General features: G+C 61.8%; 15 protein-coding genes. 7 read left to right on the top strand and 8 right to left on the bottom strand.

What is annotated here, in order from left to right; translation table 11 throughout:
* The 3 genes from GIW04_RS11150 to GIW04_RS11140 all read left to right on the top strand — a co-directional run.
* Positions 1-362 (top strand): hypothetical protein (locus tag GIW04_RS11150; RefSeq protein ID WP_236478979.1); only part of this gene is annotated, 362 nt, incomplete at its 5' end.
* Positions 363-407: 45 nt separating this feature from the next.
* The gene (gene ypfJ / locus GIW04_RS11145; RefSeq protein ID WP_120248796.1) at positions 408-1295 is read left to right on the top strand and encodes a KPN_02809 family neutral zinc metallopeptidase; all 888 of its coding nucleotides are present in this window, start codon (positions 408-410) and stop codon (positions 1293-1295) included.
* A complete protein-coding gene (locus GIW04_RS11140; protein WP_120248795.1) occupies positions 1296-2270 on the top strand; it encodes an alpha/beta hydrolase in 975 nt (324 codons plus the stop codon).
* A gap of 133 nt (positions 2271-2403) precedes the next feature.
* Here the strand turns inward: GIW04_RS11140 and GIW04_RS11135 are convergent, their stop codons facing one another.
* The 3 genes from GIW04_RS11135 to GIW04_RS11125 all read right to left on the bottom strand — a co-directional run bounded on the left by GIW04_RS11135 (position 2404) and on the right by GIW04_RS11125 (position 4586).
* Complete coding sequence (locus GIW04_RS11135; protein ID WP_003194377.1) at positions 2404-2991, bottom strand: HAD family hydrolase; 588 nt, start codon at positions 2989-2991, stop codon at positions 2404-2406.
* Positions 2988-3857, bottom strand: a complete 870-nt coding sequence (gene tesB / locus GIW04_RS11130) for an acyl-CoA thioesterase II (RefSeq protein ID WP_120248793.1) — start codon at positions 3855-3857, stop codon at positions 2988-2990. The genes GIW04_RS11135 and tesB overlap by 4 nt, the downstream gene beginning before the upstream one ends.
* A 159-nt stretch (positions 3858-4016) precedes the next feature.
* Positions 4017-4586: a GNAT family N-acetyltransferase gene (locus tag GIW04_RS11125; RefSeq protein ID WP_003194381.1), complete on the bottom strand. Its 570-nt coding sequence runs from the start codon at positions 4584-4586 to the stop codon at positions 4017-4019.
* Between the two features lie 76 nt (positions 4587-4662).
* Here GIW04_RS11125 and GIW04_RS11120 point away from each other — a divergent pair, with 76 nt between their 5' ends.
* Together GIW04_RS11120 and GIW04_RS11115 are read left to right on the top strand one after the other, a co-directional pair.
* Complete coding sequence (locus tag GIW04_RS11120) at positions 4663-5583, top strand: histone deacetylase family protein (RefSeq protein WP_120248792.1); 921 nt, start codon at positions 4663-4665, stop codon at positions 5581-5583.
* Positions 5584-5753: 170 nt separating this feature from the next.
* Positions 5754-6980, top strand: a complete 1227-nt coding sequence (locus GIW04_RS11115; RefSeq protein WP_120248791.1) for a TIGR03862 family flavoprotein — start codon at positions 5754-5756, stop codon at positions 6978-6980.
* Positions 6981-7093: 113 nt separating this feature from the next.
* On the opposite strand, the gene GIW04_RS11110 is transcribed toward GIW04_RS11115, so the two are convergent.
* Together GIW04_RS11110 and yedA are read right to left on the bottom strand one after the other, a co-directional pair.
* Positions 7094-8428, bottom strand: a complete 1335-nt coding sequence (locus GIW04_RS11110) for a DEAD/DEAH box helicase (protein WP_003194386.1) — start codon at positions 8426-8428, stop codon at positions 7094-7096.
* Positions 8429-8476: 48 nt separating this feature from the next.
* Positions 8477-9373, bottom strand: a complete 897-nt coding sequence (yedA, locus tag GIW04_RS11105; RefSeq protein WP_003194388.1) for a drug/metabolite exporter YedA — start codon at positions 9371-9373, stop codon at positions 8477-8479.
* A gap of 160 nt (positions 9374-9533) precedes the next feature.
* On the opposite strand from yedA, the gene GIW04_RS11100 reads away from it, so the two are divergent.
* The gene (locus tag GIW04_RS11100; RefSeq protein WP_003194390.1) at positions 9534-9995 is read left to right on the top strand and encodes an Lrp/AsnC family transcriptional regulator; all 462 of its coding nucleotides are present in this window, start codon (positions 9534-9536) and stop codon (positions 9993-9995) included.
* 99 nt (positions 9996-10094) lie between these two features.
* Here GIW04_RS11100 and GIW04_RS11095 read toward each other — a convergent pair whose 3' ends face one another.
* The 3 genes from GIW04_RS11095 to GIW04_RS11085 all read right to left on the bottom strand — a co-directional run bounded on the left by GIW04_RS11095 (position 10095) and on the right by GIW04_RS11085 (position 12041).
* Positions 10095-10706: a 3'-5' exonuclease gene (locus GIW04_RS11095; protein ID WP_003194395.1), complete on the bottom strand. Its 612-nt coding sequence runs from the start codon at positions 10704-10706 to the stop codon at positions 10095-10097.
* Between the two features lie 25 nt (positions 10707-10731).
* Complete coding sequence (locus GIW04_RS11090; RefSeq protein ID WP_003194396.1) at positions 10732-11208, bottom strand: LabA-like NYN domain-containing protein; 477 nt, start codon at positions 11206-11208, stop codon at positions 10732-10734.
* A 119-nt stretch (positions 11209-11327) separates the two neighbouring features.
* Positions 11328-12041: a DUF2076 domain-containing protein gene (locus tag GIW04_RS11085; RefSeq protein WP_044268915.1), complete on the bottom strand. Its 714-nt coding sequence runs from the start codon at positions 12039-12041 to the stop codon at positions 11328-11330.
* A gap of 180 nt (positions 12042-12221) precedes the next feature.
* Between GIW04_RS11085 and GIW04_RS11080 the strand changes: the two genes are divergently transcribed.
* Complete coding sequence (locus tag GIW04_RS11080) at positions 12222-12881, top strand: YciC family protein (RefSeq protein ID WP_034133780.1); 660 nt, start codon at positions 12222-12224, stop codon at positions 12879-12881.
* Positions 12882-12915: the final 34 nt, after the last annotated feature.

The following is a 12915-nucleotide window of genomic DNA, read 5'->3' as shown; positions in this document are numbered from 1 at the left end:
ATAAAGCCCCGAAAGAAGCCCCCAAGCCCGCGCCCGCTTCCGTGCAAGCGACCCTGGTGCCCGAGACCCCGCCCACCGATAAATGGGTCGGCAAGTGGATCGGTGTCGAAGGCTTGCACCTGACCATCGCCAAAGACGACAGCATTGGCCGCGGCCACTATCTGCTGACCATGCAATACGGCCTCGATGCCGATGACGCTGGCACCTTCAAAGGTGAGGCCACTGACGACGGCATCGCCTTCACCCGCCCCGACGGCCCGCAGCTGTTGCGCGCTGGCGATGGCGCCGCCACCGGTTTGAAGTGGCTGGCAGATAAAAAAGACTGCCTGGTCGTTGCCACTGGCGAAGGCTATTGCCGTTAATACCGACCATAATCAATCACGGTTAGCACACAGAGGATTGCTCCCATGCTATGGAAAAAAGGCCGACGCAGCGACAACGTGGTGGATGCCCGTAATGACAGTGGCGGCGGCGGTGGCGGTATGCGCTTCGGCGGCGGCAAGGGCCTGAGCCTCACGGCCATCGTGCTGATCGTCGGCATTGGCTGGCTGACCGGCCAGGACCCGATGCAGATCCTCGGCCAATTGACCGGCCAGATGGAACAGGCGCCGTCGGTCAGCACTCAGCCGCGTCAGGCACCGCCGGCCAACGATGAGCAAGCCGACTTTGTGCGCGCTGTGCTGGGCGATACCGAAGACACTTGGGGCCAAGTGTTCCAGCAAAATGGGCTGGCGTATAAGAACCCGAAACTGATCCTGTTCCGTGGCCGGGTCAACTCTGCCTGTGGTGGCGCCACCTCAGCCAGCGGCCCGTTCTACTGCCCGGCTGACCAGCAGGTGTACCTGGACCTGGACTTCTTCCGGGAAATGTCGCAACGCTTCCAGGCCGCCGGTGACTTCGCCCAGGCTTACGTGATCGCCCACGAAATCGGGCACCACGTACAAACGTTGCTGGGCATCTCGTCCAAGATCCAGTCGGCGCGCCAACAGGGTCGGCAGATGGAAGGCGACGGTGGCCTGCTGGTTCGCCAGGAACTGCAAGCCGACTGCTTTGCCGGCGTGTGGGCCAACCATGCGCAAAAACGCCTGAACTGGCTGGAACCCGGCGATATCGAAGAAGCCCTGAACGCAGCCAATGCCATCGGCGACGACCGTTTGCAGCAGCAGGGCCAGGGGCGCGTGGTACCGGACTCCTTTACCCACGGCACCTCGGCCCAACGCGTGCGCTGGTTCAAGACCGGCTTCGCCCAGGGCCAGATCACTCAATGCGATACCTTCGCGGCCAAGAGTCTCTAAATGATCAAACGATTGGGGTTACTGCTGGGTGTGCTCGTGTCCTGTTGCACCTTCGCGGCCGAACACGGCGTCAAGGTGGTCAGCCCCGATCGCTTTCATCTGGAGGCCGGCGAACTCAGCCTGGGCCTGAGCCAGGATTGGCGCCAACCGCTGCCCAAGGTCACACGTGCATTGATCATCGTGCATGGCCGCCTGCGCAATGCGCAAACCTACCTGCACAGCGGCATCAATGCCGCCGAGCATGCCGGGGTGGGCGGCAGTACGCTGGTGATCGCACCGCAGTTTCTCAATCAAACGGACGTGAAGCGTAACCACCTGGACGATCAGGTTTTGCGCTGGAAGGGCAACGACTGGATGGCCGGCGAAGCGTCCACCGGCCCAGGGCAGATCAGCTCTTATGGCGCTCTGGACCAGATCATCAAGCACTTGGGCAACCGCAAACTGTTCCCGGCGCTGAAAGAAATCGTGGTCGCCGGGCATTCCGGTGGCGGCCAAGTGGTGCAGCGCTTCGCCCTCACCGGCCACGACCACCCGCTGCTGAACACCGAAAGCATCCGCCTGCGGTATGTGGTGGCTAACCCGTCGTCCTATGCGTACTTCAGCCCGCAACGCCCGGTGAAGTTCGATGCGACCAGTTGCCCAGGCTTCAACGACTGGAAGTACGGCATGCAAAACCTGCCGGATTACGTGGGTGACCGAGGCGCCCAGCAACTGGAACAGGCCTACGTGTCACGGGATATCACTTACCTGCTGGGCCAGCAGGACACCGACCCCAACCACCCGGCGCTGGATAAAAGCTGCGAAGCCGAGGCCCAGGGCGCGTATCGGCTGATACGTGGGCACAACTACTTTGATTACCTCAAGCAGCGGCATCCGCAGTTGGGTCACAGGCTGGTGGAAGTGCCGGGGGTGGGGCATGACGGGGACAAGATGTTTACCTCGCCAGAGGGAGAAAAGGTGCTGTTTGCCCAGTAGCGCCTGAAGGAAACCCAATCAAAATGTGGGAGCTGGCTTGCCTGCGATAGCGGTGGGTCAGCTGACACTTTATCAACTGACAGTCCGTCATCGCAGGCAAGCCAGCTCCCACATTTGATCTCTGTCGCCTGGGTTAGATCATTCGGCGCAGCGCCGCACAATCCTCGGCATGCCAATCCGCCAACTCCGGCCACGGGTTCTCCGGCAAGTTCACCAACACCGTCTTGGCCCCCGCTGCCCGACCACAATCCAGGTCAAAGCGATAATCCCCGACCATCACCATTTCGTTGGGTGATATGTCCCAAGCCGCCGCCAGCTTCAGTAACCCACCCGGATCCGGCTTGTGCGGCGCATCATCGCGCCCCAGCACATCCTCAATGGCAAAGCAGTCCGCCAGACCTATCGCCTCCAGGGTGATATGGGCCAGCTCCCGCGCATTGCGGGTCAGGATGCCCAGGCGATAACCGCGAGCGGCCAATTCCTGTACCAGCTCCACCGCGCCCTGCGCCGCCACCGAACCCAGGGCCAGCTCGCGCTCGTGCTCCAGCAACCAGGCGTGCTTGGCCGCTGCAACCGGCGCCGGCAAGGCCGCCAGATGCGTGAGGATGTCGTCTTCGGGTGGAATGTCCAGCGCCTCGCGGATGGCAGCAAAGTCATGCACCGCCACCGTGAGGGTGCCGTCCATGTCGAACACCCAGTGCTTAACGTCGCAAAGGCTCATGCCCAATCCTTGCGATGGCGAATCAAACCTTCCTGGGTCACCGACGCCACCAGTTGCCCGGCGCGGTTGTACACGCTGCCCCGGGAGAAACCCCGGGAGTTGCCGGCCCACGGGCTGTCCATGGCGTACAGCAACCAGTCATCGGCACGCAGGTCAGCGTGGAACCACAGCGCGTGATCGAGGCTGGCGACCTGCATGTCTTTCTGCCACACGGTCTTGCCATGGGGCAGCAGCGAGGTGGTCAACAGGCCAAAGTCCGAGGCATAGGCCAACAGGTATTTATGCAGCGCCGGCGTGTCCGCCAAGCCACCGTCGGCACGAAACCACACGTACTTGACCGGGTCGGACGGCTGCGGGTTGAACGGGTCTTTTTCGGTGACCGGGCGCACTTCGATGGGCTTGGGGCACAGCAACTTGTCGCGCATGTGCTCGGGGATCAGGTGCGCACGTTGCTGGGTCAGCTCCAGCTCCGACGGCAGGTTTTCCGGGCCTACCACCACCGGCATGGTGGTCTGGTGCTCGAAACCTTCTTCGTCGTACTGGAACGAGGTCGTACAGGTAAAGATCGGATTGCCCTTTTGAATCGCGGTAACACGACGCGTGCTGAAACTGCCACCATCGCGCACGCGGTCCACCGAATACACCACCGGCAACGCGGCATCGCCAGGGCGCAGGAAATAGCCGTGCAGGGAATGCACATGCCGCGCTTCGTCTACGGTCTGGCTGGCCGCCGACAGCGACTGGCCGAGCACTTGGCCGCCGAACAGCTGGCGAAAGCCCAGGTCCTGGCTGCGGCCGCGAAAGAGGTTTTCCTCGATCGGCTCCAGGGTCAGCAAGTCCACCAGATCTTCCAATACTTGGCTCATTGAAACTCTCCTCAAAGCAAAACGGTATCTACCGGTAGGAGCGAGCTTGCTCGCGAAGGTCGTTAACGATGACGCAGCGCTTCTGGTTTACCGCAGCGCTCTTGCGTTCTTCGCGAGCAAGCTCGCTCCTACAGGTTTCTGTTGAGCATGACCGCCTGCTTATCCGTGCAGCGTGTCCAACCATTGGGCGCGGGTGATGCGGTACAACACGTGAGGGCGCAGCGGGTCACCGACTGCGACTTTCGGGTGTTCAAAATCTGCCTGCGGATCGTAATGCATACCGATGGCCTGCATGACTTTTTGTGAGGGCAGATTGCTCTCGGTGGTGAAGGCCAGGATTTCGTCCAGTTGCAAGCGGTCAAAACCACAGCGCAACGCTGTCCAGGCGGCCTCACTGGCATAACCCAGGCCCCAATGTTCGCGGGCCAGACGCCAGCCGATTTCCACCGCCGGGGTAAAGCCGGCTTCGAAGCTGACATTCGCAAGGCCCGTCAGGCCGATAAACTCACCGGTGTCCTTGCGCTGCAAGGCCCAGAAACCAAAGCCATATTCAGCAAAATGCCCGCGAATCCGGCCGATCAGCGCGGCGCTTTCCAAGTGGCTCAATTGCGCCGGGAAGTAGCGCATCACCTGCGGATCGGCGCACATGCGCGCAAAGTCCGGCAGGTCGCTGTCGCGCCATTGGCGCAGCACCAAGCGTGCACTTTCCAATTCCAGTATCGGCTCCATGGGTCCCCCTGCCTTGCCATGTGCGTGAGTGTACAGCGCTGTTAAGATCCTTCGCAGGTTCCCGTCAGAAAATCCCATGCCCTTGCCATTGATCTACCACGAAGACTACAGCCCTGAGTTCCCGGCGGACCACCGGTTCCCCATGGACAAGTTTCGCCTGTTGCGTGACCACCTGGTGGACAGCGGCCTGACCGAAGACAGCCAATTGCTGCGCCCGCCGCTGTGCCCGGCAGACATTTTGGCCCTGGCCCATGAACCTGGGTATATCGAACGCTACATGGGCGGCGAACTGTCCCGCGAAGACCAACGCCGCCTCGGCCTACCCTGGAGCGACGCCCTGGCCCGGCGCACGGTGCGGGCGGTGGGCGGCTCGATCCTGGCCGCCGAACAGGCCCTCGAACATGGCCTGGCCTGCCATTTGGCCGGTGGCACCCACCATGCCCATTACGATTATCCGGCGGGTTTCTGCATTTTTAATGACCTGGCGGTGATCAGCCACTACCTGTTGGCCAGCGGCCGGGTCAATCGCGTGCTTATCTTTGACTGCGACGTGCATCAGGGCGACGGCACTGCACGCATCCTCCACGACACGCCGGACGCCATCACCGTGTCGCTGCACTGCGAAAAGAACTTCCCGGCACGCAAGGCCCAGAGCGACTGGGACATCCCGCTGCCCATGGGCATGGGCGATGCCGACTACCTCAAGGTGGTGGATGACGCGCTCAACTACCTGCTGCCGCTCTACCAGCCGGACCTGGTGCTGTACGACGCCGGCGTGGATGTGCACAAGGACGACGCCCTTGGTTACCTCAAGCTGACAGATGCAGGCGTCGCCGCCCGTGATGAAAGCGTGATGCGCCACTGCCTGGGCCGCGACATTCCGGTGATGGGCGTGATCGGCGGCGGTTACAGCAAGGACCGCCCCGCCCTCGCCCGCCGCCACGGCATCCTGCACCACAGCGCACAACGGGTGTGGACGTCATCAGGCTGTCATTGAAGTGTGAGCGTTACCCACAATGCCTGTGGAACGGCCTGTGGATAACTTGAGCGTAAGCGGCTGCAAGCGTTTGAGCGCATGGCCTGTAGGAAAGTGTACGTTTTTTGATCAGGCAACAGCGTCGTGGTCGGGTAGAATGCTCGGCCTATTCATATCACCGTAGCCTGCCCATGCCTCAGACTTCTGCCCACCACGTCTCCATTATCGGCGGCGGCCCCGCCGGGCTGATGGCCGCTGAAGTCTTGAGCCAGGCGGGCGTGCGCGTGGACCTGTACGACGGCATGCCGTCGGTAGGGCGCAAGTTCCTGCTGGCCGGCGTGGGCGGCATGAATATCACCCACTCAGAAGCGTACCCGGCGTTCCTGTCGCGCTACGCCGAACGCGCCCCGCACATGGCGCCGCTGCTGCGCAGCTTTGGCGCCGAGGCGTTGTGCGAATGGATTCATGGCCTGGGTATCCAGACCTTTGTCGGCACCTCTGGCCGCGTATTTCCTACCGATATGAAAGCCGGGCCACTGTTGCGCGCCTGGCTCAAACGCCTTCGCGATCAAGGTGTGGTTATCCACACCCGGCATCGTTGGCTGGGTTGGAATGCCGAAGGCGGTTTACTTATCCACAGCCCGGACGGTGACAAAGTTGTCCACAGCGATGCGGTGCTGCTAGCCCTGGGCGGCGGCAGTTGGTCGCGCCTGGGTTCTGACGGCGCGTGGCTTAACCTGTTTGAAGGCAAGGGCCTGCCCTATGTGCGACTGCAACCGAGCAACTGCGGGTTTGAAGTGTCGGCCTGGAGCGAGTTGATGGTCAGCAAATTCGCTGGCGCACCGTTGAAAAACGTCGCCATTGGCCTGGGGGATGACAAGCCTCGGCTGGGCGAATGCGTGATCACCGCCACCGGCATTGAAGGCAGTTTGATTTACGCCTTGTCGGCGCCGATTCGCGAAGCGATCAACCGCGACGGTGCGGCCACGGTGCATATCGATTTGCTGCCCAGCAAGCCGTTGGACAAGGTGCAGGCCGGATTGGCAAAGCCCCGTGGCTCACGGTCGATGAGCAAGCATCTGCACAGTCAGTTGGGGCTAGATGGCGTGAAAGCGGCCTTGTTACGCGAGTTGTCGCCCGCTGAACACTTCACCGATCCGGCGCAATTGGCGGTGGATATCAAAGCGTTGCCGCTGACGCTGGTGAAGACGCGGCCGATGGATGAGGCGATCAGCACGGCAGGTGGTGTGCCGTTTGAAGCGCTGGATGAGCGGTTGATGCTCAAGCCATTGCCTGGGGTGTTTTGCGCGGGGGAAATGCTGGATTGGGAGGCGCCCACTGGTGGGTATTTGCTGACGGGGTGTTTTGCCAGTGGTAGAGCGGCTGGGCGGGGGATTTTGGAATGGCTCCACCGCTGATCGTTCCCACGCTCTGCGTGGGGATGCCGCCAGGGACGCTCTGCGTCCCGCTTTAGGTTCGTGACGCAGAGCGTCACAGGATGCGTTCCCACGCGGAGCGTAGGAACGATCAATCACTTCTTCTTACGCGGCCCAGTATTAAACACCGGCACCTTGCGCACCGGCTTGATCGACGGCTCAGCCGGCGCCACGTCACCACTGTCCACCCACTTGCCCAGGTTGCGCTTGCCGCCACCGCCGGACGCCTTAGGCTTCTTCGGTTTTTTCGGCTTCTTGACCACCTGCCCGCTGGCATCGGTGTCCGGCACGCGGTGCTCCGGCTCGAAGTCCGGTTCCATCTTGCGGGTGAGGGTCTGGCGGGTCAGCATCTCGATCGCCGAGAGCATGTTCACCTCATCGGCACACACCAGGGAAATCGCCTCACCGGTGTTGCCCGCACGCCCGGTACGGCCAATGCGGTGGATGTAGTCTTCGGCCACGATCGGCAGGTCAAAGTTGACCACCAGCGGCAGGTCTTCGATATCCAGGCCACGAGCCGCCACATCGGTGGCCACCAGGATCTGCACGTCGCTGGCCTTGAAGCGGTCCAGTGCGCGTTGGCGGGTGGCTTGGGGTTTGTCGCCATGGATGCCGTCGGCGTTGATCCCCAGGCCCTGCAACTTGTCCACCAAGGCGTCTACGCCGTTGCGGGTCTTGGCGAACACCAGCACTTGCTTCCAACGGCCCTTGCGCATCAGGTGCACAAACAGTTCCGGCTTGCGCTTCTTGTCCACCGGCACCACCCACTGCTTGACGGTGTTGGCGGCGACGTTGCGCGGGCTGACTTCGATGCTCAGCGGGTCGTTGAGCATTTGCCCGGCGAGCAGGCGGATGTCATCGGAGAAGGTCGCGGAGAACAGCAGGGTCTGGCGCTTTTTCGGCAGCATGCGATAAATGTTGGCAAGCTCTTCGGAGAAGCCCAGGTCGAGCATACGGTCGGCTTCATCCAGCACCAGGGTTTGCAGCTGGTTGAGCTTCAACGCGTTCTGGCGGAACAGGTCGATCAGGCGGCCAGGGGTGGCGACCAAAATATCCACACCCTTGCGCAGCTTCATCATCTGCGGGTTGATACTCACGCCGCCGTACACCGCGTAAGTGGTCAGCGGCAGATGTTGGGCGTACTCGGCAACGCTGGCGTGTACTTGCTCGGCCAGTTCGCGAGTCGGGCACAGGATCAGCGCACGCGCCGAGTTGGCGGCGACTTTCGGCCCTTCCAGGGTCAACAGTTGCAGCAGCGGCAAAGCGAAACCTGCGGTCTTGCCGGTGCCGGTCTGGGCCGCGGCCATCAGGTCGCGACCGGCCAGCACGGCCGGAATGGCTTGGGCCTGCACCGGCGTCGGGGTCTGGTAGCCAAGCGTCTCAAGGGCGCGCAGCAAGGGTTCGATCAGGCCAAGGGTGGCGAAAGTCATGTAGTTACCGTAGGAAAAATTCAGCGCAAGGGCGTAATGCGCGGCAGTTTACCTTATTTCGGGTTTGGGCTTGCGCCATTGGGGCAGGCTGATCAGCAACACCGCGCTGATAATCACCAGCATTGCCAGGGCTTCTTCCAGGCCGATGCTCTCGCCCACGAATACAATCCCCAGCAACACGGCCACTGCCGGGTTTACGTAGGCATAGCTGGTCGCCGCCGCCGGGCGTACGTGCTTGAGCAGGTACATATAAGCGTTGAAGGCAATGATCGAGCCGAACACCGTGAGGTACGCCAGGGCCAGCCAGCCTTCCAGCGGCGGCATCGCCTGCAGGTGCTCGCCAGACAACGCGCTGACGATCAGCAGCGCCACACCGGCCACGAGCATTTCCGCGGCGCTGGCCATCGCGCCTTGGGGCAGCGGTAAATGGCGGCTCCACACCGAGCCGAAGGCCCAGGACGCTGCCGCCATCAACAGCAACACCGCGCCCAGTGGGCTCGACTGCAAGGTACTGCCCATGTTGAGCATGGCGATGCCGATGATCCCCAGCAGCACCCCGGCCCATTCCAGCCGTGTATTACGTGCGCCCCAGAAAAACCCACACAGCAAAGTGAACAACGGCACCGTCGCCACCGCCAACGCGGCCACGCCGGACGACACCCCCATGTGTTCGGCCACACTTACGCCACCATTGCCCACCGTGAGCAACAAAATGCCGATCATCCCGGCCGCCTTCCACTGCGGCCAGGTCGGCGCCGGCACCCCGCGCCACCTGAGAAAGCCGTACATCAACGCGCCCGCCGTGCAAAACCGAATGCCCGCCAGCAACAACGGCGGCCAGTACTCCACGCCAATGCGGATCACCAGATAGGTGGAACCCCAGATCACATACAACGCAAAAAAGGCGGCGATCAACGGTAAGGGAAAGCGACGTGGGCCAGGCATTGGGCGGCTCTATGGCAGGAAATGGGAGACTTATTCTAGAAACGAAGGTGGATAAACTTAAGTTACAAAACCTGTTTAAAACGCCAATACACTTCTCAAACCATGGTTATCAAGGCTATAAACCGTGCTTTCGAAAGCGATGCGCAACCGGAGCCTTATCATGGACAAATACGACCGCATGCTCCTCAGCGCCCTGCTTGAAGATGGCCGCGCTTCCTACGCGCAACTGGCACGCACCGTAAACCTCTCCGCCCCCGCCGTGGCCGAACGCGTGGCCAAGCTTGAGGCCAGCGGCGTGATCACCGGGTACCAGGCCAAGGTGGATTTATCCAAGGTGGGCTTGCCGATTCAATGCGTGATCGAGTTGCGGCTGACCAATCATGGCAGCCAAAAGGTGTACGACGCCCTGGCGGAAATACCCGAACTGACCGAATGCCACCGCGTCACAGGCGACCCCTGCGTGATCATGCAAGCGGCGGTGGGCACCATGCCGCAGCTGGAAGACCTGATTAATCGGGTGGCGAAGTTCGGGTTCAGCAAGACCTCGATTATTTTGTCCAGCGCCATAGAGCGGCGGGTGCCGTTGGGGCAATTGGAAGCCCATGGGAAAAATAGTGGCTGATCGATCGTTCCCACGCTCCGCGTGGGAATGCATCCCGTGACGCTCCGCGTCACGACTTTAAGGGCGGACGCAGAGCGTGGGGACGATCAGCGCCTGGCCTTAAAACCCGCGATGTTTCTTCAGGTGTTCATTGATCTTCGCCGCCGGCACTTTCTGCAAGGTGCACAACAGGTCATGGGACAGCTCGCGCAAACCATGAGTCTGGCGCAGTTCCTGGGCCAGGTGCGCGGTGAGGTTAGCGGCCATTTCCGCGTCCGCCAGCGCCCGGTGAGCCTGGCCGGTGTGGGGCAGTTTGGCGTAGGCGTTGAGGGTGCCGAGCTTGTGGTTGGGCGCAGCCGGCATGAGGCGGCGGGCCAGGAGCAGGGAGCAGGCGAACTTTTGCAGGCGGGTGCGGCGGATCAGGCCGAGCTCAAAGTCCCAGAACTTCTGGTCGAACGCGGCGTTGTGCGCCATCAAGGGCGTGGTGCCGACGAACTCATTGACCTCGTTCATCACCCGCTCAGCCGGGGGCGCGCTGCGCAGCATGGCGTTGCTGATGCCGGTGAGTTGTTCGATAAACGCCGGTATGCGCACGCCAGCGTTCATCAGGCTCTGGTAGCGGTCCACGATTTGCCCGCGCTCAAGGATGACCACGCCAATCTCCGTGGCCCGGCAGTGGCTGCTGGGGGTGATGCCGGTGGTTTCAAAGTCGATGACCGCTATACGTTCCAAACCTGTTCCTACTCCGTTCAACGATCTATTTGAGCAACAACGCGCCTTCGATCGGCACATAGTGGCTGGCGGCGCGTATCAATGAGTTGGCCGTCAGCCCCGGCACGCCGTAGGCCACGGCCCGCACGCCATGCTTGTGGATGATGCGCTCGAGCAGCATGTCGAAATCACCGTCACCGGAGGCCAGCACGACTTCGTCGACATGGTCGGCGGCGTCCATGATGTCCAGCGTGATGCCCACGTCCCAGTCGCCCTTGGCCGAGCCATCGCTGCGCTGGATATACGGCTTGAGTTTTACCGTAAAGCCCAGGTTGCGCAGGATCTGCTGGAATTGCTGCTGCTTGCTGTCGCCACGGTCGATGGCATAGGCGTACGCCTCGACAATCTGCCCGCGCGCGCTGATGTCAGCCCACAGGGCGGCGTAGTTGAAGTGGCAACCATAGGCCTGGCGCACGGTGTAGTAGAGGTTTTGCACATCGGCGAACACCGCAATTTTTTTCACCGCACTTCCTCATGGACAGCCAGGCGCCAGCGCCCGGAAAGGGCGCCAGTATGCCAGCCAAGGGAGTGCTTCCGGGAAAAAATCAGACCGGAGCGCCGCAGCGTTCCGGTCTGCGTGGGTCAGACGAAAGAATCGTCGTCGCCAAAGGATGAGGAATCGTCCGAATAATCGCTGTCGGTGTTATCACTGCCCCAGCGGTCATTACCGGCGAACTGCTGGTCGTCGTTGCCCCAGTTGCCTTGATCGCTGGCCGGTGCCGGTTGTTCGATGATCTCTTCCACCACCTGGGGCTGCGAGTTGTGATGGAACAGGCTGCTGATCCCTTCGGCCAGCAACACACCACCGGCCACGCCGGCGGCGGTCTTCATGGCGCCACCGAGGAAACCACTGCCGGCTGGTGCGGCGACCGGTGCTTGAGGTGGCTGGTAGTTCTGTTGCGGCGCTGGCTGGCCAAAAGCGGGCCGCGCCGGCTCACGCCAGCCGCCACCTGAGTTGCTCGGCGCAGGCTGTGGGTCACGCGAGCTGCCGCCAAAGATGCTCGACAGGAACCCACCACCGCTGGCCGGCGCAGGTTGCGTGGCCTTGGCCCGTTGCAGCTCGTCCTGCAATTGCTGGATCTGCTGGGCCTGTTGCTTGTTCTGCGCGTCGAGGCTCTGCAGCGCATGTTCCTGCACCAGAATCGACTGGGTCATGTAGTAGCCGACGGCGGGTTGGCGAGCCATATGCTCCTTGATCCGCGCTTCGGCCTGGGCGTCGCGGGGGGCTGAGTCCGTTTCGGCTTGTTGCAACCGTGAAAACAGTCCATCGATCAGGGTTTGCTCTTCGCTGTTCATGGCGACCTCGTAGATTGCCGATAAAAATTCTCGTCCCGCCTGTTATCAGGCCAGGGGCGTTTCAGTTATGGGGATGTTACGAGTTGTTTCAATGGTCTTTACTCAAGGTTTACGTTTGCGCCCCTTTGAGCCTGATCGGTTAAAGTGTCGCCCTCTGCTTCCAGGCCTGTGATGACCCTGATGAATCCGTTAGACGTTTTGCGCGACTCTTTCCGTTTTACCCAGCGCAACCTGGGCGCCATCGTCCAGCTGTGCCTGCCCTTGGTGATCCTCGAAGCCTTGCTGCAACAGGTGCTGGACCACACGCTGGGCCCGGATGCGTTTCCCGGCTACAGCGTGGTCGTGGGTTTGTTGGTGTACCCGCTGTACACCGGCGCCTTGATCCTGTTTCTCGACGCCCGCACCCGGGGCGAGTCGCCGCGCACCAAGGATGTGTGGGCCATGGCCTTGAGCCTGTGGCCGCGTTTTGCCCTGCTGACGGCCATGAGCACCTTGCTGATTTTGCTGGGGCTGTCGCTGTATTTCCTGCCGGGCTTGTGGCTGATGGTGGTGTTGGCGTTTGCCGAATACCTGCTGGTATTGCGCGGCATGCCGGCGTTGGCGGCGATGAAAGAAAGCCTGCGCCTGACCCGTGGGCATTTCTGGCGCATCCTGGTGTGCCTGCTGTGCGTGATGACGCCGTTGTGGCTGCTCAAGGGCGCCAGCGTAGCGGCGTACCCTGAGCCGGCGCCGTTGCTGGGGCTGCTGATGGACAGCGCCCACAGCTTCCTGCAACTGTTTACCAGCGTGGTGTTGTTCCGTTTATTCATGCTGATCGGTGGCGACGCCGACGTGCGGTGATATGCTCCGTGGCTCTTCTGACACGCATATAAGC

The organism is Pseudomonas sp. PA-4-8C, assembly GCF_021606625.1.
In the GTDB taxonomy this organism is placed as follows: Bacteria; Pseudomonadota; Gammaproteobacteria; order Pseudomonadales; family Pseudomonadaceae; genus Aquipseudomonas; species Aquipseudomonas lactis.
This window is presented reverse-complemented; position numbering and strand designations above follow the sequence as displayed.